The 25,990-nt window shown below is 70.3% G+C and carries 7 protein-coding genes; 3 read left to right on the plus strand and 4 right to left on the minus strand.

Annotated elements, in window-relative coordinates:
• Positions 1-50: 50 nt before the first annotated feature.
• Both lanL and ABZX61_RS59360 read right to left on the minus strand, forming a co-directional pair.
• A complete protein-coding gene (lanL, locus tag ABZX61_RS59355; protein ID WP_355210400.1) occupies positions 51-2,861 on the minus strand; it encodes a class IV lanthionine synthetase LanL in 2,811 nt (936 codons plus the stop codon).
• 69 nt (positions 2,862-2,930) lie between these two features.
• Positions 2,931-3,101, minus strand: coding sequence for an SflA family class IV lanthipeptide (locus ABZX61_RS59360; RefSeq protein ID WP_165974944.1), 171 nt, complete (start codon positions 3,099-3,101; stop codon positions 2,931-2,933).
• 291 nt (positions 3,102-3,392) lie between these two features.
• Here ABZX61_RS59360 and ABZX61_RS59365 point away from each other — a divergent pair, with 291 nt between their 5' ends.
• Together ABZX61_RS59365 and ABZX61_RS59370 are read left to right on the plus strand one after the other, a co-directional pair.
• Positions 3,393-5,297: an ABC transporter ATP-binding protein gene (locus ABZX61_RS59365; protein WP_355210403.1), complete on the plus strand. Its 1,905-nt coding sequence runs from the start codon at positions 3,393-3,395 to the stop codon at positions 5,295-5,297.
• On the plus strand, positions 5,294-6,142 hold the full coding sequence (locus tag ABZX61_RS59370) for a MauE/DoxX family redox-associated membrane protein (RefSeq protein WP_355210406.1): 849 nt from the start codon (positions 5,294-5,296) through the stop codon (positions 6,140-6,142). The genes ABZX61_RS59365 and ABZX61_RS59370 overlap by 4 nt, the downstream gene beginning before the upstream one ends.
• Before the next feature lie 84 nt (positions 6,143-6,226).
• On the opposite strand, the gene ABZX61_RS59375 is transcribed toward ABZX61_RS59370, so the two are convergent.
• Positions 6,227-9,091 carry a hypothetical protein gene (locus ABZX61_RS59375; protein ID WP_355210408.1) on the minus strand — a complete coding sequence of 955 codons (2,865 nt, stop codon included), beginning with the start codon at positions 9,089-9,091 and terminating at the stop codon, positions 6,227-6,229.
• A gap of 239 nt (positions 9,092-9,330) precedes the next feature.
• The gene (locus ABZX61_RS59380; RefSeq protein WP_355210410.1) at positions 9,331-12,288 is read right to left on the minus strand and encodes a hypothetical protein; all 2,958 of its coding nucleotides are present in this window, start codon (positions 12,286-12,288) and stop codon (positions 9,331-9,333) included.
• Between the two features lie 190 nt (positions 12,289-12,478).
• Between ABZX61_RS59380 and ABZX61_RS59385 the strand changes: the two genes are divergently transcribed.
• Positions 12,479-25,876 (plus strand): hemopexin repeat-containing protein, encoded by a 13,398-nt coding sequence (locus tag ABZX61_RS59385; protein WP_355210413.1) that lies wholly within the window; start codon positions 12,479-12,481, stop codon positions 25,874-25,876.
• The last annotated feature ends 114 nt before the right edge of the window (positions 25,877-25,990 follow it).

The raw sequence follows: 25,990 nt of genomic DNA on the forward strand, positions 1-25,990 counted from the left end.
GCTCCGCCCCCGGCGCGGCAGTGTTGATCTGGCGGGGCCGGCGCGGTCCTCTAGTTCCCTCTCCCGTTCTGCGCTGCCCGGTCCGATTCGGGCAGCTGCCAGTCGGCCGTCCACAGCCGCGTTCCCGAGCGGCGGTCGAGGCGGCGCAGGAACGACAGGACGCCCGCGGTGCCGGTGCTCCAGGTGTAGGCCGCCTTGTCGAGGTCGTTGCCGGGGAAGACCGGCTGCGCCGGCTCGCCGCCGGCCCGTACCAGCATCTGCTCGGCGATGTTCTCGGCGTGGCGCCAGTAGTCGTCATCGCCCGTGACCATCGCCAGGTCGATCAGCGCTTCGCCGATGCCGGCCAGGCCGCAGCACTGAGAGACCACCCAGGCTTGCGGGGCGACGACCAGGCACGCCCGCGCGCCCCGCTCGGCCAGCTCCAGGTAGCGGTCCTCGCCGTACGCGCGGGCCGCGCGGGCCAGCGTGCCGGTGATGCCCGACATGCCCTGGCACCAGGAGGCCCCCATGGCTCGGGCATCCGGGCCGTGCAATTCGCCGATCAGCGCATCGGCCTGGACGGCCAGCGCCGCCAGCCGCTCCCGGGCCGCCTCGCCCGCCGCTCGGTCGCCAGTGGCCGCGTGGTAGGAGAGCAGGAAGTCCGCGCAGCCCGCGTCGCCGTGGGCGTACGCCGTGTCGACCGACACGCCGGAGCCGGGCTGGGCGGGTGCCACGGCGTCCTGCGACCGCGTGACCTCACCGGCGATCAGCAGCCGGGCGCACTCGGCGGCGATCCGCAGATGCCGGGCATCGCCGGGATCGATGGCGGCCAGGGCCAAATGGCCCGAGCCGATGCCTGCCACGCCGTGTGCCTGGTCGGCCCGCTGCGGGCCGTCGATGGTGACGGGGGCCGGCGCCGCCAGATCCGGCGCGGCGCTCAGACGGGCCGCGGTCAGGAACAGCGCGGTTCCGGTACGGCCGAAGTACAGCGAGGGCGGGAGCTTGGCGGGCGGCATCACGCGGGCCGTCCACCGGGCCAGGTCGGCGGCCACGGCCTTGGCCTCCGGGTGGTGCAGCAGTTCCATGCCGACTCCGGCACTGCCGCCGTACACGTTGGTCACCGGCGGGCTCTCCCGGCGGGCGTCCTCGGGCGCGGCCATCAGCTGCTCGGCGAAGGCCGCGCACTCGCGCACGGTGTGGTCGAGCGCCTTGGTCAGCAGTTCTCCGGTGAGCCTGGGCGGGGAGGGCGGCTTCCACCGTCCCGCCTGCGCCTGTTCGGTGGCGGGCCGCCTTTCGCCGAAGCCGGTCACGGCCGGTACGGGGCGTGGCCGGTCGGCAGGAGCCGGTCCGTGGGCGGGTCTGAGCTCGGCGGCGGCGGCGGTGCGGTCGGCGGGGTCGAGGCTCAGCAGGCCGGGCAGCAGGCCGAGGACGCCCGTCGTGACGTCCGGGAACATCCCCGCCAGGCACATGAGCGTGCGCTCGACGTTGCGGACCGGGTCCGGGCCGATCATGATCGGGTTCATCCCGGTGGCCGCGAAGAACAGGGTGGCGCCCAGCGAGAAGTAGTCGTCGGCGGGCACGGAGGCACGGTCGGTGTGCTGGTCGGGAACGCTGTAGCCGCGGCTCCAGCCGGGCAGCTGCAGCCCGTCGTACCTGCTGTTGCCGAAGTCGATCAGGGTGCAGCGGCCGTCCTCGCCGAGCACGACGTTCTTGGGCGACAGGTCGCGAATGACGACGCCGTGCGCGTGCACCGCGTCGATCACCTCCAGCAGCCGGACGGCGAGTGTGCCGAGGCCGCGCTCGCCGGTGGCGGGCTCCTCGGTGAACAGGCCGTTCTCCGCGACGAATCGGTTGAGGTCGCGGCTGCCCGCGTCGGTCATGACGAGGAACTCGTCCTCGCCGTGCCGGAAGTGGTCGATCGGCTCCGGAACGCCTGCCAGGCCCGTGAGCGCCTGGAGGACGCGCAGCTCGTTGCGGAGGTACATCCGCAGGTCCCAGCCCTCGACGTTCTCCCCGACGTACGCGCGGGCCTCCTTGACCACGACCCGCCGCCCGGCGGCGTCGGTGGCGCGGTAGACGTTTCCGCGCGGGCCACGCACGACGCCGGACGTCACGCGGTACCGGCCGCCGATGAGCCGCCCGCTGCCTCCGTCGGCGGCCTGCCCGGTTGTCTGCGCGGGCGGCAGTGTTCCCAGCGTTCCCAGCGTTCCCGGCGTTCCCGGCGACGGCCGTTCGTCAGGCTCCGACGGGCCGGCCCCGGCAGGCTCCGTGGGACGGAACGGGTCGGTGGCCCAGGGCGGGCAGGTGAACTCGGGGCCGGCCGCGCCCGGCAGTTGCTCGCCGTCCGGCCCGATCACGATCAGCTCGAAGTCGCCGTTCTCGTCCACGCGGTACTGCGGGGCGAACGGGGCATACCTGTAGTACACCGGAGCGTCGGGGCGGACCCGCCGATCGCTGACGATGCGCGGGGCCGACAGCCCGGACAGGGCGTCGGCGAGGGCGTGGCCCAGTTCGACCACCGCATCCTGCTCCGGGTAGACCGTCATGGCCTTGCCCACGGCTCCCGGGTCGACGTCGCCGGAGTTGAGCTCCATGAGCCTGTGGGTGGACCGGGCGACCTTGAAGGCGCAGCCGGTGCCGGCCAGGATCGGCAACGCGCGGTCAAGGGTGTCGTTGAGGGTGCCGGGACGTGCGGAAATGTGGATTTTCCAGCCCTGCAACGGAATGTCGTGGTGAGGGTCGTGAACGCTGATCCACGTGTCGTCCTCGTATATTTCCCTACCATTCGACTCTGCAAATTGGGTAAGGCGGTCGAGCACATTAAAGTCCACGGTCATCCCTCGATAACGGAGCGCATCGGCCTGATATGAGAAAAAGGCCATCAGAGCACCGCCGACGGCCTTTCCCCAGCACCTCACGTCACCACGCTTGACCGCGTGGGATCAGGTGCTTCACACGATGGACGGGCAGCACGGGAAGCTGCTGCAGACCGTACGCTTGCAGGTGTTGACGCAGGCCTGGGGGCCGTGGAGCAGCTTGTTCAGCTCGCCTTCGAAGTCGACGGCGAGGTCTTCGTACTCCAGGACTCCGGCGTCGCGGGGCTCCAGGGCGAGGACCGACATAAGGGCTCCTTCCTTGGCCACCTTTGGGCGGCCGACGTAGGGATCCGAGCCTCGGGATGGCGCCGGTAGGCACCTTTCCCGCGCTCCGCCTGCGACCAGGAACCGGCTAGATGTTCCCGCGTCGCAAGCAAACGGACGCATTATGTGCATATATCCGGAAGCATGTCCAGAGGTAGCCGTAACAGCCAAAAATGTGTTTACATGCGCCTTTACAGTGGGAGTTGGATCTTCTAGATTGACGTGCGTGATGGGGGGATCTCTGGCGCGCCGGTTTCCGAACGGCGCCCTCGCGTGAGGCTCTGGCGTCGCCGACGCAGGACGAGCGTCCCGGACGACCGTTCGGGGCTCGTGGTCGCGTACTGGGAGAGCCACGACGAGCACCTGCTGACCGCCACCCTCGGTACGATCGCCCGCAGGCTGCCGTCCTTGGTGGCCGCCGCGTTGCGGATGGCGTGGGAGGCCAGTCCCCGCGACACGGTCGTGGCCCTGGCGGGCAACCTCGCGGCCGGCGTCTTCACGGTCTTCGGCCTGGTGGCCACCTCCGACGTGCTGGCCTCGCTGCTGGCCGGCGGTCCCACACCCGATCGGGTATGGACCGCGCTGCCCTCGCTGCTGCTCGTGGCCGCCGCCACCGGGTTGCGCGGAGCGCTGCTGGCCGGTGCCGGATGGGCGCAGGCCAGGCTCAAACCGCTGGTCGAACGGCTGGCCGAGACCCGCCTGTTCGAGCTGACCACCCGGGTGGAGCTGGCCGCGTTCGACGACCACGACTTCCACAACGCGATGCGCCGGGCCCGCGACAGCGGCGTGCCCGACACCGCCACCGTGGTGGAGACGACGATCGCCGCGGTCACCGGCGCGGTGGGCGTGCTGGCCTCGGCCGTGGCGCTCGGCCTGCTGCACCCGGTCCTCATGCCGTTGCTGCTGGTCGCCGCCGTGCCGGCGGGATGGGCCGCGGTACGCATGGCGCGGCTGGGCTACCAGGCGTTCTACCGGCTGTCCGCCGCGCGGCGGCGCAAGTTCATGCTGTCGGACCTGATGGCCGAACGGCAGCCCGCCGCCGAAGTGCGGGCGTTCACGCTCCGGGACTTCCTGCTCGGCCAGTACGCCAAGGTCGCCGACCTGGAACAGGACGTTCAACTCGACGTGGCACGGCGGCGGGCCGCGACCAAGGCGGGCGGCGACCTGCTGAGCGGCCTGGCCACAGCCGGCGTGTACGTGGTGCTCGGCGCGCTGCTGGCCATCGGCGTGATCCCGCTGTCAGTGGCCGGCGCGGCCGTGCTGGCGATCAGGACTGGGCAGGTGTCGCTCACCGCCCTGATCCAGACCATGAACCGGCTCTACGAGGCAGGCCTCTACTTCGGCGACTACCTGGCCTTCTGCGAGATCGCCCGGGAGCGCGTCCCCCCGCGGCCGGCAACCCCTGCCGAGCCGGCGCCGTTCAGCCTGCTGACGGCCGAGAACGTCACGTTCACCTACCCCGGAGCCGACCGGCCCGCACTGTCGGGCGTCAGCGTGACGGTCGGCCAGGGCGAGGTCATCGCCCTGGTCGGCGAGAACGGCTCCGGCAAGACGACCTTGGCCAAGCTGCTGGCCGGGCTGTACCAGCCGCAGGAGGGCACGATCCGCTGGGACGGCGTGGACCTCGACGCGTTCGACGGTGACGCGTTGCGGCGGCGGATCTCCGTGATCGCCCAGGATCACACGCGCTGGCCGCTCACCGTCCGCGAGAACATCGTCATGGGGCACCCCCTGGAGGAGGATCGGCTTGCCGCCGCCTCCGCCGCGGCGGGTGCCGACGAGGTGGTGGCACGGCTGTCCGACGGCTACGACGCGCTGCTCGACCGCCGCTTCCGGGGTGGCCACGACCTGTCGGGCGGCCAGTGGCAGCGCATCGCCGTGGCACGCGGTTTCTACCGCGACGATGCCGCGCTGGTCATCTTCGACGAGCCGACCTCGGCCCTGGACGCCCGTGCCGAGCACGCCCTGTTCGAGCGGATCCGCGGCCACGCCGCCGGCCGCACCGTCGTGCTCATCACCCACCGGCTGGCCAACGTCCGCTACGCCGACCGCATCTACGTGCTGAACGGCGGTGCGATCGCCGAGCAGGGCACGCACGCCGAGCTGATGGAACGCGACGGCCAGTACGCCGGCCTGTACGAGCTGCAGGCCTCGGCCTACCACCAGACGGTGCCATGATCGTCGCCGAGTCGGCGTACCTCGCCGTGACCGCGGTGCTGCTGGTCGCGGCGCTGGTCAAGCTGCGGGACGTGCCCGGCTTCGCCCGGTCGGTGGCCGGCTACCAGGTGCTGCCGGGCAGCCTGGCCAGGCCGGCCGCGGTGGGCGTGCTCGTGGCCGAGCTGGCCGCCGGCGGGCTGCTGCTCGCTCCAGGCGGCCGGCGGTGGGGCGCCGTGGTGGCGGCAGTCCTGTTCGCCGCGTTCCTGGCGGCCATGGCCTCCGTGATGCGGCGCCGGATGGCCGTGGACTGCGGGTGCTTCGGCGGCCGCGACCTCGTCGGGGCCGGCACGCTGGTGCGTACCGGTCTGCTGCTGGTCCTCGCGGTGACGGCGGCTCTGACCGGGCCGGTCGCGTTCGCGCCCGTTCAGCTTCCGGTGGCGGCGGTCCTGCTCGGGCTGTCCTTCCTGCCCGCGCGGCTGCTACGTGCGGAGAGAGCCTCGTACGGGCCGCGTCCCGGCACGCACTTCGCGCTCAACGGCAGGCCGGAGCCGGCAGGCGACCGGACGATGTACGCGTTGGTCTCGCCGGCGTGCGGGTTGTGCAAGGCGATGCTGCCGGAGTTCGTCGCGACAGCCGACCGCCTGGATGTCGCGCTGGTCAGCGCGGTGGAGGGATACGGTGGCGCCGGGCTGCCCGTGATCGTGGACCCGGATGTCTTCGACCGCAACGACATCCCGTGGCCGCCGTATGTGGTGGTGACCGACCGCACCGGCACCGTCCTGTCGGCGGGCGGCGCGGCCGATCCAGCACAACTGGAGCAGGTACTGTCTCGCGCCGAAGCGGTCGCTCTCCGAGACGGGCGATGACACCCGGGACGCCTGTTCGTGCGCCGGGTGTCGATCTCGCGGCGTCCCGGGTATCGTGATCGACCGGCTGATCGCCCGTCGGCCTCAGGCTTTGAGGGCTCGGTCGATGAGATCTCGCATCCGGTGTTCCTCCTCCGAATCGTCGCGGGGCTCGGGCTTGAGCCGGAGCTTGTCCTTGAGCACTTGGGCGAAGGGCTTCATCGACCAGCTGGGGAGGACCTCCACCGCGCGACGCAGCGCCGCCAGGGCGACGGTCGCGTCGGGCTCTTCCATGCCGGGGGTCGTGAAATCCGCTATCGCCTGCCCACACAGGACCCTGAGGGCGTCGGGATCGAGGGATTTCACGCCTGTCAGATTCGTCATCGCGATCAGCTCGCCGGCGAGATAGCGCCGGGTCTCGATCGAGACGCCGGTCGTCGGCGTCGCGAAGAACGCGATGAGCATCGGCAGCACGTCCGGCTTGTACAGCACGTTCTGGCACGCGAACGCGCAGTACGAGGCCATGATGCTGTCCCGGTACCGCGCGATGTCGGCATCGTCCTCGTCTTTGACGCGGCCCAGCGCTTTCCAGTGGTCCTTCACGCCCTTCAGGGTCAGGCTGGCCTCCGTCGTCGGCTTCTTCTCGCCAGGGGGCATACCGGTCGCCAGGTGGCCGAGCGCGTAGAAGTACTCGACCATCGCCTGCTTCGACTCGTGGCCGGTGTTGATGCGCGTGTACCAGTCCTCTTGCTGACCTTCTGTCGGTTTTCCCCACGGCCCCGGGATCAGGTCGACGAAGGACGTCCGCAGGAACGAGAAGCTGCCGCGCCAGTCGACCAGGGCGAGCTTCTGGAACAGCGCGGCGATCTCGCCCTCGGGCTTCGAGCGCAGGAGCAGGGGGATGCCGTCCACGTACGGAGACCCCAGGTCCGTATGCGTGACCGGCCAGCAGAACCTGTTCACGAACTCGGCGTTACCGGAGGCGCTGCGCATCAGCGCCTGCTCGTCCTGGTTGCCGTGCTTGAGCATGTGTATCACGAGCTGTCCCTCGTCATGCCGGGCGAGATCGAGGTCGAGCTCCTGCAGCCGCGCCTCTGCCTGCGTGCGCTGGGATGCGTAGCCGTCCTGCTTCGACAACACCGTGAGGTCGCCGGCGGCGACCTTGCCGGTGCCGAAGGAGGCGTACTTCTGGAAGCTCTTGCACAGGAAGACCTCGAGGCTGCCGTCGGCGATGGCGTCCTTCAGGCCGTTGAGCACCTCGTCGAGCCGGGTCCGGCCGGTGGACGGGTCGAGCCCGTCCTCGACGGTGGTGTCGAGTATCAGCGCGAACGGCGGGTCATCCCGCTTGCGTGTCTTCAGGCTCTTGAACACGCCATCCACGAGGGTCTTCGCCGGTGACGACTCGAAGGGCGTGCTCGGGTTCAGCGCCGCGACCATGACATCCTCGCGCGGCTTCGCTATCTCCCCCTTCTTGAGGTTGCCGAGCAGCATCCCGGTCTCGAAGTAGTCGATGCCCTCGGTGGGCCGCGAGACCTGGTCGGTGCGCCGCCCCGACAGCGCGATGTACAGCGCCGTCCCGAGCGCGTCCATGCCGCTGGTCATGAGGTGGCTGCTGAGCTCGATCTCCCTGCCGACGTACGGCGCGATGCTCGGCGCCCGCTTCAGCAGGACGTCCTGCATCGTCTTCCAATAGTCGACACGTCCGTAGTTCTTGGCAGCGGCGAGCACGACGGCGATCTCGTCCATCATGAGGTCGACCGCGCGCAACGCCGTCGACGGGTTCGGCTCCTCGACGACGATGTCGAGGAGCCGGCCCAGCGAGCGCAGGGCGTCGGCGGTCAGCGCGTCGCGGCGGTCCGGGCCGAGCTTGTCGGTGAGGCCGAGCAGGAGGTGCTCGACCATGGCGCACACCGGCGCCAGCTCGCCCTTGCCGCGCGCGGTGTCCTGCAGACGGGAGAACGCGCTGGAAGTGATGAGCTGCGCGAGGTCGGCGTGCGTGTCGACGGTGAAGTTCGGCGGAAGCGAGGGTTTGCCCGCGTCCATGAGCTCGTAGAGCTGGTACGCCGACGGCGTCGCGCCGATCCCCTCCAGGATCTCCTTCCACTTCAAGGAGGGGTCGCTGGCGCCCCTCAGCACGCTGATGCCCGTATCCCCCTTGAGCGGCCGGATCTCGAGCTTGGCCAGCACCTTCGGGTCCAGCACCATCTCGAGCTTGCGCAGCACGCGCGGGCTGTTGACCAGGATGTCGCCCTCTTGCAGCTTGTGGTCCACCTGCAGCTTCTCCGCGAAGTCGTCCAGGGCTTCGCCGAAGGACGTGCGCCAGTAGCTGGACTCGACGTCGTGCTGGGTCGTCAGGTTACTCTGGCCGGTGCGCTTGCTGCCCGCCGTACGGAAGCCCACCTGCTTGACGATGTGCTCCTGCGCGGGGGCCGCCACCTTCCTGAGTGCCGTGCGGCGCAGCTCCGAGTACGGCTCCTCGCCGCTGCTGATCAAGGTGATGTCAGCCAACGCCTTTTTGAGGTAGGCGATCGACGAGGCGTCGTCCGCGTCGTCGGTCCGCTTCGCGAGCTCGACCAGGTCGACGGTGCTCTTGACCGGCGTGGCGAGGTCGAGCGCCTCGAACGATTCGTTGCGGCCCGGCGCGCGATCGCCCTCAGGCTGCTTCTGCGGCGTCTTGGGCTTGACGAGACGAACCCCGGCGGTCGCCTTCAGGAAGTCGAGGGCGAGGTTGCCTCTGAGTTGCGTCGCGATGAGCCGCGACATCGTGCTGCGCTCATGCGCCGAGCGCTGGGCCAGCATCTCGGCCATGCGCTGCGCGGAGAACGTTTTGTCCTGCAGCGCCTTCGCCACCACCTTGGCGGTGGCCGGGTCGGGCTTCTCGGTGAACTTCTGCCAGCCCGGCGGCGTCGATGTGGAGATCGGTGCGGAGGCGACGGACACGTCACGCTTCGTGATAGGCAAGTCAGACATGTCGGATATGCCAGGCGTGATCTTTTCTGGTCCGCCGATCGTACGCCTGCGCTGACGCTTGTTCTTGGTCGCGCCGATGGTCGGTTTCTTTTTCATGACCCCCCAGCCATTCTGCTCAAGGCTCCCCCCGCCTGATGACCGATCGATCGTCCACCTTCTGGCCGAGCGTGCAAAGGTTCCCTGTCCGCCACATTCGTGGCGCGCTTGTCTGAGTTGCGGCTCCCTGATGCTCAGAGCGCCTACGACACCGGCTCCTGAAGTGCCCGGTCGACGATCGCGCGCAGCCTCATCGCGTCCGGTGACTTGTCGGCGCTCGCGAGCTTGGCCTTGAGCTTGCCGGCGATGGCCTTGAACTCCCAGGCCGGGAGCACCGCGGCCGCGCGAACCAGCGACGGGAGGAGACGCGCGTCGAGGATCGTTCCCGTCATCGAGAGCAGTTCGCCGGCGAGATAGCGCTGGGTCTCGATCGTGACGTCTGGCGCCGGGCTCGCGAAGAAGTCTCTGAGCAGCGGCAGCGCACTGGCCTTGGGCCGCAGGTTCTGGGCCGCGAACGCGCAGTACGAGGCCCTGATGCTGTTCCGGTACTGCGCGGTGTCGGTACCGTCCGGAGCGAGGGCCAGCGCCTCCAGGTGCTTGTGCACCATCTTGATGTCCAGCTGGTCGAGGTCGACCTTGCCGTCTGACCTCTTCTCGCCAGGGAGCGTGTCGCTCTCCAGATGGCCGAACGCGTAGAAGTTCTCGACCATGGCCTGCTTCGACTCGTGGCCGGTGTTGATGCGCACGTACCACCTCTCCTCAGCCTTGTCCGCACCGTACGGCCCGGGGATGCCGCCGACGTACGACGTCCGCAGGAACGAGAAGCTGTCGCGCTGATCGATCGTGACGAGCTTCTTGAACAGGTCGTCGGCCTTGATCGGCGCGCGCAGGAGCAGGGGGATGCCGTCCACGTACGTGGACCCGCGCGTGCGGTCCTGCCCGTTGATCGGCCAGCAGAACTCGTCCACGAACTTGGCGTTGTCGGCGGCGGTGCGGATCAGCTCCAGCTCGTCTCGATGTCCGTGCTTGAACATGTGCACCACGAGCTGCGTCTCGTCGCTGCGGGCGAGATCGAGGGCGCGGTCCTGCAGCAGCGTCTCGGCCCGCGCGGACGCGGAGTCGAGGTTGCCCCTCTTGGACAGCATCGTGAGATCGCCGGCGGCGACCTTGCCGGTGCCGAACGAGGCGTACTTCTGGAAGCTCTTGCACAGGAAGACCTCCAGCGTGCCGTCGGCGATGGCGCCCTTGAGGCCGTCGAGCACGACGTCGAGCTGGGTCCTGCCGCCGGGCGACTTGGGCGCGACCTCGATGGTGCTGTCGAGTATCAGCGCGAACGGCGGGTCACCCTTCTTGCGCGCCTTCAGAGCATCGCGCACGTCGGCCACGAGTTTGTCCGCTGATGGAGCGTCGAAGGGCGTGCTCGGATTCAGCGCCGCGACCAGGACGTCGTTGCGCGGACGCACCGCCTCGCCCTTCTTGAGCTTGGTGAGCAGCAGATCGGTCTCGAAGTAGTCGATGTCCTTGGTGGAACGCGTGACCTGATCGTGGTCCCGCGACGACAGCGCGATCGACAGCGCCGTCCCGAGCGCGTCCATGCCGCTCGTCATGAGGTGGCTGTCGAGCTGGACCTCCTGCCTGTCCACCAGCGGTGCGATGCCCGGCGCCCGCTCCAGCAGGACCTGGCGCATCGTGTCCTGATAGTCGACCCGCGTGTAGTTCTTGGCCACGGCGACCACGATGCCGATCTCGTCCATCATGAGGTCGACCGCGCGCATCGCCACCGACGGGTTGCGCTCGTTCTGCACGACGATGCCGAGGAGCCGGCTCAGCGAGTTCAGGGCGTTGGCGGTCAGCCCGTCGTAGCGAGAGGGGCCGAGCTCGTCGGTGAGGCCCAGCACGAGGTGCTCGATCATGGCGCACACCGGCGCCAGCTCGCTCTTGCCGCGCGCGATCTCCTGCAGGCGGGAGAACGGGCCGGAGGTGATGAGCTCCGCGAGGTCGGCCCGCGTGTCGACCTTGAAGTCGGTCGGGGGCGACTCCTTGCCCGCGTCCATGAGCTCGTAGAGCTGGTACGCCGACGGCGTCGCGCCGAGCTCCTGCAGGATGCTGTTCCAGTCGATGGCGTACTTGCCGGTGCCGCTCAGCACGCTGATGCCCGACGCCCCGGCGAGCGGCTCGATCTTGAGCCCGGCCACCACGTCGGGGCCCACCATCATCTCGAGCTTGCGCAGCACGCGCGGGCTGTTGACCAGGAGGTCGCCCGGACCCAGCTTCCCCTTCTCCTGCAGATCCTTCAGCAGGCCCTGCAGGTTATCGCGGAAGTTCGTGCGCCAGTAGGAGGCCGCCAGCTGGTTCTGGGGCGACAGGCCGCTCTTGTCGGTGCGCTGGGTCTTGGCCGCGCGGAAGCCGATCTGCTCGACGAGGTGCGCCTGTGTCGTGTCCGTCAGATCGAGCTTTTTCTTGATCTCGGCGCGGCGCCTGTCCGAGTAGCCCGTCGTGCCGCCGAGGGAGTTGACGAGCTTCAACGCCTCCGTGAGGTTGCCCATGGCCGAGATGTCGCGCACCTCGTCGATACGCTGCTCGAACCCGGCCAGGTCGGCGGTGATCTTGTCCGACGCGAGGTCGAGCGCCTCGATCTGCTGCCGGTCGCGGCCGTGCGAGGTCTTGACGGGCAGTTCCCCGAGCGTCTTCGGCGGCAGGAGGTCGAGGCCGTGGAGCAGGTTCTCGTGCTGCGGCGCCGGCTGCTCCTCGGGCGGCTGCGGCGTTTTCGGCGTCTCCATCGCCGGGCGGGTGAGACGTACGGCGGCGGTCGCCTTCAGGAAGCCGCGGAGGGCGTCGCCGTCGAGCCGGGAGGCGATGAGCCGGGACATGGCGCTGCGCTCGAGCGCAGGGCGATCGGCCAGCGTCTCGGCGATGGACTGCACGGACGCGAGCGCGAGGCGCGGGCTCATCTTCTCCAGCGCCTTCGCCACCGCTTTGGCGGTGGCGTCGTCGGGTTTCGCGGCGAACGCCTGCCAGTCCTTCCGCAGCGGCTCGGACGCGACGGACACGTCATGCTTGGTCAAGGTGAACGTGGAAGTATCCGTGCCGCCGGCCCGGAAGCGCTTCTTCGCGGTGGTCGCGCGCCTGCTGTTGCGTGCGCCTTGACGGTGATTCCGCATGATCGTGATCCCCCACCCGTCCTCCGGAGACTGCCCCCGTCCGAGGAACGATGGTCCACCGCTGAGCCGGGTGAGCACAGGTGGCTTTGCCGCCATATTCGTGGCGCGGTTTCTGCGCTTGTATCTGTGAGGGCGCGGGCCGCTCTGTGGAGTCGGTCCGGACTACACAGGCTTCTCTGAGGGGGGACGCATGGCGGGCAACGAGCCGATCCCGAGCTACGAGGAACTGTTCGACGACACGAATCTCGATCATCGGCAGGAGGACGAGGCCAGGACGGTCTACTCGCCGGGGGCCTATCTCGCGGATCTCCTGGGGCTGCTCGAGACCGTTCTGGAGCAGCCGTCGCTGCTCGGCGACGACCGGCGCGCCGACCTGAAGAGGGTCCTGCTGGACGGGGAGAACACCTTCGGCGAGGCTCCCTACCTGGACATCGTCATCGAACTGCTGGAGAGGCTCGCCGGGGACCAGCCGTACGAGCGGATGCGGCAGCGGCTGAAGTACCCGTTCGGGATGCCGTTCTCGCTGGACGAGGAGCGCTTCAAGACCTACCTCCGGCACCTCAGGACCGGACCGGACGAGCTCTACCGGATCTTCGCTCCGGTGGCCGACGCCGACACGGTGGCCCGGCTGTTCCTGGGATTGTCCGCGGAGGCCGTCACGCATCTGACATCACCGGCGGACGAGGCGGGGATCAAGGCGTTCTACGGGCTCGCACCGCAGGATCCGCTGACCTCGCTCGCGGATGTGGAACGATTCAAGCAGGTGACCGGCCTGTCGGCGCTGCAGTTGCGGGAGCTGCTCGGCGAGCCGGACGACCTCGTGCGCCCGCCCAAGGACTCGTACGTCAACCAGGGCAGCGAGCCGGTCGCCATGTCGCCGGACGGCACGCGGCTGGAGGGGGCCACCTCCGGCTGGTACGACCGGATCAGCCGGATCGTCCGGCTGGCCAGGTGGACCGGGCTCGGCCTCGGCGACCTCGATCGCGTCCTGACCACGTGCTGCGGGGGCACGCTCGACGCGGCCGCGCTGCGGATCACCGCGCTCGCCGTGCACCTGCGGCAGGGCTACGACCTCACCGTCGACGCGGTGTGCGGGCTGGTGGCGGAGGTCGAGCCGGTGCCCGAGGAGCTGCCCGCCATGTCGGGCGACATCCTCGGCCCGCACAACAAGGAGTACCGCCGCAAGCTGGCCATCGGGATCGGGACCTCCGAGAGCGACATCGTGGAGACCGTGCGGCGCTACCGCGACCGCTACAGCGCCCTGGAGCCGAGCCCCTTCGACCGTGGTCCGATCGGGTCGTCACAGATCGCGCTGCTGCGGCGGACCGGCAGGCTGACCTCGGCGCTCGGCATGTCCGCCGGGGAGCTGTTCGACCTGCTGGGGGTGCTGGAGAGCGACCCGTCGCTGTGGCGGTACTCCACGTTCTCCCTCCTGGGCGGGGTCGAGCCGACGACGCAGGACTGCTACCGCATCCTGGAGGGCGGCGACCCCGCCTCCGGCCTGTGGCTGGCCCAGACGCTGCTCGCGGTCGCCCGGTGGATGCAGGACGGCGGCTTCGGCGCCCAGGAACTGGCCGAGATCCTGGGGAGCGGGTCCAGCGGGTCCAGCGGGTCCAGCGGGTCCAGCGGGTCCAGCGGGTCCAGCGGGTCCAGCGGGTCCAGTGCGTCCGGTGGGTCCAGCGGGTCCGGCGCGTCCGGCGGGGATGACCGGCTCGCGGTGCTGGAGGGCCTCGACCAGCGGTTCCAGGCGGTGGCCATGGAGCCGGCCATGTTCGAGGGCGAGCGCTTCGGGCCGCGGGCCGCGCAGGCCGTACACGACGTGCTGGCGACCCACACCGGCGCGGTGGTGTCGGAACGCGACGCCCGGCTGCTGCGCCTCGACCCGGACACGGTGGCCGTGGCCGCGCACGAGGCGGTCACCTCCCTCGGCATGATCGTCGATGACGACCTCATCGGACTGGGGCTCGGTGAGCGGCTGGCCGGCAAGATCCGTGCGCAGCTCGTCTTCAGCGGACGGCTGCGTGCCGACGGCACGCTCGTCACCGAGGGCATGCCCGAGACCGACTACGCCCTGAACCTGGAGCGGGACTTCGCGTCGTTCAAGGAGGCGCTGTTCAAGCTGATCAACAGCGTCGGCAACGGCACCTCGTCCTTCTACCCCTCCGATCTGGCCACGGTCGGCAACCTGTCCCAGGGCCAGCTCGACGAGCTGTACGACAACCTGATCTACCACGGGTACGTCGACGAGGAGGGTGCCGTCCAGGATCCGGCGTTCTTCGCCGACGAGGAGAACGTCGAGGCGTTCCGCGTCAACGCCGGCCTGTCCGACGTCGCCCCCGAGGTGCTCACCCTGCTGCGCCGGCGCATCGACGCCTTCCGCGCCGAGCCGCTCGTCCTCGACCCCGGGCTCCTCGCGGGGCTGCGGCTCAGCGAGGCGCGGCTGGCCCGGCTGATGGACGGGCTGCGCTTCAACGGCTACATCGACGAGAACGGCCGCTATCTGAACAAGCAGGCGCTGGCCGCGCTCCGGCCCGCCGACTTCGCGCTGCCGCCCGAATTCCACCCCCACCGGAACGCCGTGCTCGACGCCGCGAAACGGCAGATCGGCGAGCTGGCGGCCGAGCTCTACACCTTCACCCCCGAGGACTTCACCGAGGTCGCGGACCTGGCGATGGCGCAGCGGGCGATGGCCGCGATGGAGGGCATCTATCTGAGCGACGGCTGGCCGGTCGCCGAGGTGGAGACGCTCGGCGACGGGTTCACCGCGGCCGAGACCGGCATCGTGGCCCGGCGGGTCGCCGAGTGCGCGCAGGACGAGCGGCCGTACCGGATCCACCTGGAGGCGCTGGGCGAGCTCGGCTTCGACGACGAGCAGCAGGGCCTGGTCGTCGAGAAGCTGATCGCGCAGGGACACCTCACCGACGGCCTGTCCGTGCCGCGCGAGGCGGTCCCCTTCTTCGCCAACCCGGCGAACGTCGTCAGCTTCGCCCTGCAGGGGCTGGAGGACTTCGAGCGGGACGTGTTCTTCCTGCTGCACGCGGTCGCCGTGGCGCTCGCCGAGGCGGTCGAGGAGGTGACCGCCACGCTGGAGAGCCGCGCCGGGCAGCAGCAGGAGGCGCTGACCTCCGCGCTTGCCGACGCGTTCGGCGTGCCTCAGGAGAGCGCCGCGGCGATCTGCGCGGGCGTCGCCGGCGGGCTGCCCGAGGCGATGGAGATCCTCATCCCGCCGGTCATCGCCGTTCCCCGGCGGCTGTCCGATCCGCACTTCCAGGCCGCCTACGAGCGCATCCGCCGCTTCGCGCTGCTGGCCGGCAAGCTCGGCATGGACGAGACCGAGGTCGCCGTCGCCTTCCACGACCAGGACCTGACCGGCAAATACCCCGAGCCCCTGGCCCTGCCGCCGGGCGTCGACGTCGTGGACGCGGTGCTGCGCAGCTCCGACGGCCATATCTACGTGTTCGCCGGCGACGTCTACTGGGCCTACTCCGCCGACACGTACGCCCTGCTCGACCCCAGGTCCAAGGCGCTGACCGAGCTGTCGCCCCGGTTCACCGGGCTGACCCGGGTCGACGCCGCCTTCGCCTTCCCCCACGGCGCCGAGTGGATCGTCGGCCGCGCCGTCGAGCGGAACGAGGGTGACGAGGTCTCCGAACGGGAGGTGTCGCGGCTGTTCGTCAAGGAGCCGGGCAGCATCCGCTGGGCCCCCCGTGACCAGCTGTGGGGCAAGGTCAGGAACAACTTCGAGGCCCCGCGCCGGATCGACAGCGCGTACGTGGACGAGAACGGCAAGACCTACCTGTTCTGCGCCGACCAGTACATCCGGTACTCGAACCCCGATTTCACGACAGTCGACGAGGGCTACCCGCGCGGCGTCGCCGAATGGTGGCAGGCCGAGGGACACGACACCCCGCTGCCCGAGGCGTTCACCGGGGCGCTCGACGCGGCCTTCCAGGACGTGGACGGGCATGTCCACCTGTTCGCGGGCGGCCGCTACTTCGAGATCGGCGGGCAGGAGCAGCCGATCTCCGCCCGGTGGGGCCGCATCCGCAACGCCTTCGACGGCGCGCAGAGCCTCGACTGCGCGTTCACCGGCCCCGACGGCAGGACGTACCTGTTCCGCGGCAACCAGGTGGTCCGTTACACCGACAGCCTGGAGAACGACGGCGTGCGGGTGGACGACGGCTATCCGCGGCGTATCGAGACCGAGTTCGCCCGTCTGCCCGGCGAGTTCCACACCGGCGTCGAGGCGGCCTTCACCGAGCCCGTCTCGGGGATGGTGCACCTGTTCAAGGACGGCAGGACGGTCTCCTTCGCCGCCTCCGGCGGCGGCGTGCCGCAGCCGACGGCCGAGCGCTGGGGCAGGGTCGCCGACGTGCTGGCCGGCGGCGCCGTGGACGCCGGGCTCGTGGGCATGGACGGCAAGACCTACCTGTTCAGCGGCGAGAGGTACATCCGCTACTCCGGCGCCGACTACGCCGTCGTCGACCTCGGCTACCCGCGCAGGATCGCCGGCGACTGGGGAGGGCTGCGCAAGGTCGGCGCCGCCTTCGTGATGGACGGAAAGACGTACCTGTTCGGCCAGGGCGGCCACCTGTTCGACGTGCCGCTCGCCCAGGAGCCGGAGCTGAACGAGGGCCGCCTGTCGCCCGCGTTGCGCCGCCACTTCCTGGAGCACGGCCTGACCCTGGCCGAGAAGGCCACCGTCACCTCCGAGGGCACGGACGAGTACCGGACGTGGCACGTCGGCACCGAACAGGGCATCGCGCTGACGCTCCGCAGGAACCCGCTGCACATCCAGGTGCACGCCGACGGCGGCGACTTCCACGTCCGCTACTCCACCAGGGACTACGCCACCCCGGACGCCGGCTACCCCAAGCCGGTCTCCGACAACTGGTGGAACCTGCCCGCCTCGCTGGCCGCCGACCCCCGCTTCGCGGTCATCGACGCGGTCTTCACCGACGGCACCGGCCGCACGTACCTCTTCGCCGAGGACAGCTTCGTGGTGTCCGACGCCCGGCACCGCTGGTGGTCGGAGCCGCGCACGATCGGTGGCCACTGGGACAGCCTGCTGCCCTTCACCAGGGTGGACGCCGCCTTCGTCGGCAAGGACGGCCGGACCTACGTCTTCTCCGGCGACCGGTACACCCGCTTCTCCGGTGGCGACTACACCAGGGCCGACGACCGCTACCCGGCCTCCGTCCCGGCGTACTGGGGCAACGTGGTCAACAGGATCGCCCGGACAGGCCTGGTGGACGCCGCGCTGACCAGGACCGTGACGGAGGAGATCGACGGCAGGAAGGTGGACAACCACTACACCTACCTGTTCTCCGGCGACCAGTACGTGCGTTACCTGGGCACGGAGCTCGACCACGTGCAGGACGGCTATCCGGCCGCGCTGTCCGCGCTGTCGCGGGAGCCCGGGATGGCGGCCCTGGACGTCACGCTCGACGGCGTGGACGCCGCCTTCGCCGACCGCCGCAACGTCCACCTCTTCCGCGCCGGCCGCTGCCACATCGTGTCGGACGGCCTCTACCGCCGCTACGACGACGCCTCGTTGAGCGGGCTGAGCTGCGCCTTCCTGGAGGACGGCAAGCTGCTGGCGGAGGACGGGAACGGCTGGCGCCATCGCGCGGGGATTGAGGCCGTCGAGGGCTTCGGGTTCGCGCAGGAGACCGGTACGCCGCGGTCGCTGCGCGCGGCGCCGGAGGAGTTCCGGAGCGGGCTCGACGCCGTGCTGCGCGGCGCCGACGGCACCACGTACCTGTTCAAGGGGCCGAACTGCGTCAACACGCGGCTGAACAGGCCGTACCTCCTCGCCGAGGAGTGGGGCAAGCCACGTAACACGATTTATCAGGACAACAAGGTGGACGCGGCGTTCGTCGGCCGGGACGGCAGGACGTACCTGTTCAGCGGCGACCAGTTCGTCGCCTACGCCGACCCCGGCCCCGCCGACACCGCCGCCCCCAACCCCGGCCTCACCATCGACGGCGAGCCACGGCTCATCTCCGAGCACTGGGGCGGCCTGGACGACGTCGCGCTCGCGTACGTGCGCGGCACGAAGACGTACGTCTTCGAGTCGCCCGACGAGGAAGGCCGCATGCGCTACCTCGTCTACTCCGGCACGGACTACACCGAGCCCGACGGCGAGCCGCAGCTCGCCGACGAGAGCTTCTGGCAGGTGCCCGAGCAGTACCGCATACCCGGACACCCCGTGCCCGACGCGGTGCTGTTCGCGGGCGACACCATGCTCCTGCTGCTCGGCGAGCACTGCGTGCAGTACGACGAGCGGGCCGGCGCCTGGTCCTACCCGCGCCCGATCGAGCGGCTCTGGCCCGGTTTCGAGCGCACCCTCGAATCCAGCAGGGAAGACGGTGACGCGCTGCGCACGGCGTTCACCGCGCCGGACGGCTCGACGTACTTCTTCCTCTCCGAGCAGTACTCCCGCCATGACGGGCACGACTTCGCCCCGCTCGCGGTCATCCGCGACCGGTGGGGCAGGTCGCCCAACCCGTTCGTGCCCGACGACGCGACCGCCAGGATCGACGCCGCCTGCGTCTTCGGCGACGACACGACGTTCCTGTTCTCCGGCGACCGCTACGTCCGCTACACCGGCTCCGAATACCGCTACATCGATCCCGGCTACCCGAAGAAGATCGTCGGCAACCTGCGCCGGGAGGCGGCCTTCGCCAACCTGCCGGAGTCGTTCGACGACGCGGTCACCGGCCGCACGATCGACGCCGCCATCGCCAACGGCCGCACCGCCTACCTCTTCGCGGGCGGCTCCTGCCACGTCGTCTCCCGCGCCGCGATCGCCACCCGTGACCTCGCCGTCCTCGGCCGCGTCCGGAACAACCTCGTGGAGAGGGAGAAGGTGGACGCGACGATCGTCACCGGCGCGCACACCTACCTGTTCTCCGGCGACCAGTACGTCCGCTACACCGGCACCGAGTACGCGTACGCCGACGACGGCTATCCCCGCGCGATCCTCCCCGGCCTCGCCTTCGATCTGCGCATGCAGGACCCGCCCGCGGACTTCGCCGACGGCCTCGACGCGGCCTTCCGCACCCCGGGCCCCGCCGGCGTCGTCCACCTGATCAAGGGCGACCGCTGTCTGCGGGTCGGCGAACCGGCCGCGCAGCCTGTCAACTCCCTGTTCGGCAAGGTGCGCAACGCCTTCGCCGACGCCGGCCACCGGCTGATCGACGCCGCCTTCGCCGCGCCCACCGGCGAGCTGTACGCCTTCAAGGGCGAGCAGTACGTCCGTTACCGTCCGGGCGCGCTGGAGTTCGTGGAGGAAGGCCACCCCCGTACCGTCCGGGACGACTGGGGCGACCTGCCGGGCCGCTTCGAGTCCGGCGTCGACGGCGCCTTCGTCTTCGAGGACCGCACGTACCTGTGCAAGGGCGACGAATACGTACGCTACTCCCGCGGCTATCACGAGGTGGACCGCACCTACCCGCAGCGGTTCCGCTACCGCTGGGGCGGCACGGCCGACTACCGGCTGAGCGACGTGCACACGATCTCCAGGTTCATCGACCTCGCCCGCCGGCACCCGGACGGCCTGCCCGCCTTCCTGCTGGACCCGCCGGCCGTGGTGCAGGACCCGTACGCGTACCTGGGAGACCTGTTCGGCTGGGACGTCGACGAGATCAGGTGGGCCAAGCGCAACGCCGCGCTCCTGACCGCCGAACCCGAGGCCATCGCGGCCGCGGCGGTGAGCGCCGCACCGGTGCGGCGGGAGGAGGACCGCTTCGAGGTCGAGTTCCTGCTCCGCCTGGTCGAGCTGTTCACGCTCACCGACCGGATGGGGGAGGCCCCGTCCACGCTCTACACCGACGTGTGGCAGCCCGCCTTCGGCGACTCGCCCGCCCTGGCGACCGCGAACACCGCCCTCTACGGGATCATGGAGCGCCTGTACACCGGCGAGTGGGAGGCGCTGTCGGCCGCCGTCCACGACGAGATCAACGTGCTCAAGCGCGACGCCCTCGTCTCGATCGCCCCAGGCACCCCGGGAGAGCTGTACGACCTGCTGCTGGCCGACGTCGAGATGGGCGGCCAGGGCCGCACCTCACGGGTGCGCGAGGCCATCGCGGCCGCCCAGCTCTACGTGCACCGCTACCTGCTCGACCTGGAGCGGGTGACGGTCCCGGGCGGGCGGGACCCGGAGGAGACCAGGCGGCGGATCAGGACCTGGTGGGCCTGGCTGAAGAACTACCGCCTGTGGGAGGCCAACAGGAAGGTCTTCCTCTACCCGGAGAACTACCTGCGCCCCGAGCTGCGCGGCTCCAAGACGCCCGCCTTCCGCGCCCTGGAGGACGACCTGCTGCAGGGCGAGATCACCCAGGAGAAGGTGGAGCAGGCCTACAAGCGCTACCTCGACGAGTACACCGAGGTCTCCAGGCTCTCGATCGCCGGCGGTTACGTCTATCGCGCGGACGGCGCCGAGGCGGGCGTCCGGCGGCTGGTGCTGTTCGGCCGGACCAGGACCGAGCCGAGGCGCTACTACTGCCGCGAGGCGGAGTTCAGGGACGACGGGCGCCTGTCGGCCACCTGGGAGCCGTGGCTGAAGGTCGACGCGCAGGTCGAGGCCGAGATCGTCTACCCGGTGCACGCCTTCGGCCGCATCTTCGTCTTCTGGCCCACGGCCGAGGCGGTCGCGCCCGAGCCCGGCGCCCAGACCACGCTCACCGAGCAGCAGAGCGGCGACAACCGTACGCTCACCCCGCCGCCGCCCAAGTACCGCGTGCGCGTCAACTACTCCTTCCGCAACCTCAACGGCGAATGGGTGCCCTCGCAGGTCCTGCCCCTGGAGGACGTGCTGGACGCGCCCGTCGACGCCGTCAGCCTGTACGTCCAGGCGTCCGCCACCGTGCCGGTGCCGGACGGCGGCACGCACGACACCATCCTGATCACCTGCACCTACACGGTCGCCAAGCCGGAGGGCCCGCAGAAGGTGCAGTCGGCGTTCGCGCTGACCCCCGAGCTGTACGCCATCCGCGCCGAGGGGGTGCCCGAGCCGGTGCGGCCGTCCCGGCTGGAGCAGATCTTCGGCGAGCCCATCGAGGAGTCCAAGGTCGTCCAGCTGACTCTGCCGGCCGGGGCCGAGAGCGACCCGTGGATGAGCGTCGACCACAAGGGCGGCAGCTTCCTGTGCCGGCCGATCGCCCCGGAGGGCAGCGGCGAGGAGCCGCGGCAGCTGAGCGGCAATCCTGACAAGCTGCCGGTGTGGTCCCCGATCCACGCCGCGGTCGAGCTGCCCGGCGGCGTCAGGTACTTCTTCAACAACACCGGCGAGAGCGGCTCCGGTCCCTACTACGTGGAGGTCTCCGCGACCCGGACGACCGCCACCCGCCTCAGCAAGCCGCTGACGGCCGAACGCTGGGGACACGTTCCCACCCCCCTGTACAACGACAAGGCCGGGGTCGACGCTGCCATCGTCAAGGACGGGTTCCTCTACCTGTTCTCCGGCGCGTACTACTACCGCTACTCCGGTGCCCCCTTCGGCAGGATCGACGTGGGCTATCCGAAGCTGATCAACGGCAACGAAGAGGGTTTCCCGCAGTGGGACAAGGTGGACGCCGCCGCCGTCGACGCGAACGGCGTGGAGTACTACCACTCGGCCGGACAGCACGTGTGGATGCGCCGCACCAGTCCCGGCAACCCCCTGGAGACCTTCCAGCCGCCGTGGGCGATCGGCAACACGCCGGTGGGGGCGCTCCTGATCCGCGGCGACGACGTCTTCCTCGTGAACGGCGACTCCTACCGGCGCGGGGACAGCCAGAACGAGCGCGCGATCCCGCTGCGGGGCAACAAGGACGGCCTGCCGCAGTCCGGCCCCGTCAGCGCCCCCTTCCGCCACGGCGAGAGCGTCTACTTCTTCAACAACGACACCCACACCTACCTGTCCATCACCCGCGAGGAACCCGGCAAGGGCCGGGGACAATCCGGCAACGGTTCCAGGGAATACGTCCAGAGCGAGCCGTCCCCCATCAAGCCCCTGGGCGTGGCCAGGACGGCCGTCACCGACGAGGGCGTCGACGCGGCCTACGTCGTCCCCGGCACCGGCGGCAAGGACGCCACGTTGTTCCTCGCCAGGAACCTCGAGTACGTCCGCTACACGCTCAAGGGCGGCGAGGTGGCCGCTCTGGCCGACCCCGGCTATCCCAAGCCCATGAGCCGCCGCGTCCGGGCCGTCTTCCAGCGCTCGGGCCTGCGCTACGTCTTCAGCGACCAGGACTACACGGTGCTGCGGACCGGCGAAGAGCTGGCGTCCATGAAGGAGTTCTCCCAGGTCAGCGGCAACTGGGGCGGCCTGCCCGACGGCTGGGAGACGGGGCTGGACGGCGTGCTCGACAGCACCGACCTCTACCTGTTCCTCGGCTCCACGTACGTCACCTACCCCTCGTCGGTGAAGGTCCAGCGGCCGTACGAGATCGCCGCGCTGCCGCACGAGGTCATCAGGCTCACCTCCAGCACGGCGTACAGGCTGAACAAGGCGCTGCTGGAGGGCGGTGTGCCCGCGCTGCTCGCGCCGGAGATCCAGGAGCTCGACGAGCTGCCGGCCTTCAGCACGCGGGTCTCCGACGCCACCACGATCAAGGTCACCGAGTCGACCGCGGAGCAGGGTGTGCCGGCCGGCACGCACCTGGACTTCAACAGCGGCAACGGCATCTACTACTGGGAGGTCTTCTTCCACGCCCCCACGCTCATCGCCCAGGCGCTCAACGCCGCCCAGCGCTTCGACGACGCCCGCACCTGGTACGAGTACGTCTTCGACCCCACCGTGCCGCGATACTGGCGCTTCCTGCCGTTCCTGGCGGCGGACGTCGAGGCGCTGGTCCAGAGCTGCCGCCACGACCTGGCCGAGCTCGCCGGCCGAGGGGCCGACGTGAGCAAGCCGGCCGCCGACCTGGAGGCGATCCTGGTCAGGGTGGAGCCGATGGCCCCCGCCTTCCAGCACCAGCGCGAGCTGAGCCAGGCCGAGAAGGACTACCTCGCCGAGCTGCCGTCCGGCGGGCCGTCGACCGCCGGGGTGCCGCCGATCGAGGAGGCGCTCAACGCGCTGGAGGCGCCGCCGGGGGCCGGGCCGGCGCTGAAGGGCCTGCTGGAACGCATCGCCCTGCTCGGCCGGCTGCGCCAGCAGTACGACCTCATGGGCGACCGGGCCGCGCTGCTGAAGGCGTACCTGGAGGATCCCTTCGACCCGCACGCCATCGCCGAGCTGCGTCCGCCGGCCTACCGGCGCGCGGTCGTGATGGCGTACGTCGACAACCTGCTCGACTGGGGTGACCTGCTCTTCAGGCAGTACACCGCCGAGAGCGTCGACGAGGCCAGGATGCTCTACATCTTCGCCTACGACCTGCTCGGCGAGCGGCCGCCCGAGGACCTCGGCCCGCGGGCCCTCACGCCCGCGCTCACCTACGAGGAGCTGCGCCGGGCGCCCGAGGACGATGGGCTCCCCGAGCTCACCGCGGGCGGCGCGATGCTGGAGAAGGCGGGCGAGGTGCACGCCAGCGTCGCGGGACCGTACTTCCACGTCCCCGCCAACGGCGTCTTCCTGGAGTACTGGGACCGCGTCGAGGACCGGCTGCGCAAGATCCGGGCCTCGCTCGACATCATGGGCGTCAGCCGGCCGTTGCCGCTGTTCGAGCCGCCGGCCGACGTGATGGCGCTGGTGCGCGGGGCGGCGGCGGGAGCCTCGCTCGACCGGCTCGCCGCCGCCGCGACCCTGCCGGTGCCGCACTACCGCTTCTCCTCCGTCTTCCGCAAGGCGCAGGAGCTGGTGGACAAGCTGCGGCAGTTCGGCGGCGACCTGCTCAGCGTGCTGGAGCGCCGCGACTCCGAGGAGCTGGCGCTGCTCAACAACCGGCACGAGGGCACGATCCTGGCCCTCACCCGCGCCGTGCGCGAGGCGGAGGTGGAGATCGCCGCCCAGGGCCTGAGCGAGGTGCAGGTCAGCGAGCAGGGCGCGCAGAACCGCGTCGACCACTACGAGGGGCTGATCGCCGCCGGGCTGACGCCGCTGGAGCAGGCGCAGCTCGGCATGATGTCCGCGGCGGTGGTCGCCCACGTCGTCGCGACCGGTTTCCAGGCCGGCGCGGCCATCGCCTCGGGCCTGCCGGACGTCCTGCTGGGCCTGTTCATCATGGGCACCAAGCTGGGCCGCGAGCAGGTGACGGAGGCCCTGGAGCACGGCGGCGAGGCCTCGTCGTCGGCGGCCGAGGCGCTGAACGTCATCGGCGAGCTGCTCGGCATCCGCGCCGAGCAGGAGCGGATGGCGGGCGACTGGGCCTTCCAGCTCGCCGTCGCCCGCAACGACGTGGAGCAGCTCGGCCACCAGGTGAAGGCAGCCGAGTTCCGCCTCAAGGCCGCCCAGCGCGAACTGCAGATCCTGGATCAGCAGATCGCCAACCAGGAGGCCGTCGGCGCCTTCATGACCGGCAAGTTCACCAACCTCCAGCTGTACCAGTGGATGTCGGGGCGGCTGGCCGGGCTGTACTTCCAGACCTACTCGATGGCGTACGACATGGCGCGCTCCGCGCAACGGTCCTTCCAGTACGAGCGGGGCGTCCCCGAGGGGGAGGCCGACTACATCCAGCCGCTCTACTGGGAGAGCCGGCGCAACGGCCTGCTCGCCGCGGAAAGCCTGGGGCTGGACCTGGAGCGGCTGGGCAGGGCGTGGCTCGAGAGCGACCGCCGTGGCCTGGAGATCATCAAGAAGGTGTCGCTGCTGGCGCTGGACCCGGTGGCCGCGCTCGGCCTCCGCACCACCGGCCGCTGCGAGTTCGCCCTGACCGAGGCCCTCTTCGACCGCGACTTCCCCGGCCACTACCGCCGGCGCGTCAAGACGGTGTCGGTCACCTTCACCGGCCCGGAGGGGCCGATCGCTCTCAACGCCGTGCTGACCCAGCTGGACAGCAGGACGGTGCTCGCGGCCGATCCCAAGGCCGTCAAGTACCTCCTCGACCCCAAGGGCCCGATGCCGGCGACGTTGCGCGCCGACTGGCGCGGCGGCCAGCAGATCGCACTGTCGGACCTGGAGGAGTACAAGGACAACAACGGCCTCTTCGACCTTCGCTACGACGACGAGCGTTACCTTCCCTTCGAGGGCACCGGCGCGGTCTCCCGGTGGCGCCTGGAGCTGCCCTCCGGCGGCGCCCCGCAACTCCTGGACGTCACCGTCACCGTGAAGTACTCCGCCGAACAGGGCGGTGAGCTCTTCGCCGGCGCGGTCAAGGGCATGCTCAAGCCCTATGCCACGGCTCGCTATTGCGACATCCCGGCGGAGTTCCCCGAAGAGTGGTCGACGTTCGTCGACGGCTCCGACGACACGCTGACCCTCCCGTTCACCCCGGACATGTTCCCCGGCATGACCGGCCGCGCCATCACCGGCGTGTACGCCCTGTACTCGCCGGCCGGCGACGGATCGGTCCGCTTCCTCCTCAACGGCGAACGACGCCTGACCCTCAACGAGGGCAAGCTCCTGCCGACCCCCGGCCTCACCGCCGGGACCTGGCGTCTGGTCCTGGAAGGCGACAAGTCCGCTCTCGAGGGTCTCGGCCTGATCCTGTCCTACCGCGCCCGCTAGCGGGCTCTCCCGTGCCCCCGGCCAGTCCTGGTCGGGGGCACGGGCCGCACCGCGTCCCGGCGCCGCGCCCCCGGCACGTCCGGACCGAGAAACCCGACCGGCCGCATGGGCACA

The organism is Nonomuraea sp. NPDC003709, from assembly GCF_040610775.1.
GTDB classification, from domain to species: domain Bacteria; phylum Actinomycetota; class Actinomycetes; order Streptosporangiales; family Streptosporangiaceae; genus Nonomuraea; species Nonomuraea angiospora_A.

Bases quoted from the DNA above. Each gene is read 5' to 3' on its own strand.
- lanL (WP_355210400.1), bottom strand. From the start codon at position 2,861: ATGGCCTTTTTCTCATATCAGGCCGATGCGCTCCGTTATCGAGGGATG.
- ABZX61_RS59360 (WP_165974944.1), bottom strand. From the start codon at position 3,101: ATGTCGGTCCTCGCCCTGGAGCCCCGCGACGCCGGAGTCCTGGAGTAC.
- ABZX61_RS59370 (WP_355210406.1), top strand. From the start codon at position 5,294: ATGATCGTCGCCGAGTCGGCGTACCTCGCCGTGACCGCGGTGCTGCTG.
- ABZX61_RS59375 (WP_355210408.1), bottom strand. From the start codon at position 9,091: ATGTCTGACTTGCCTATCACGAAGCGTGACGTGTCCGTCGCCTCCGCA.
- ABZX61_RS59380 (WP_355210410.1), bottom strand. From the start codon at position 12,288: ATGCGGAATCACCGTCAAGGCGCACGCAACAGCAGGCGCGCGACCACC.
- ABZX61_RS59385 (WP_355210413.1), top strand. From the start codon at position 12,479: ATGGCGGGCAACGAGCCGATCCCGAGCTACGAGGAACTGTTCGACGAC.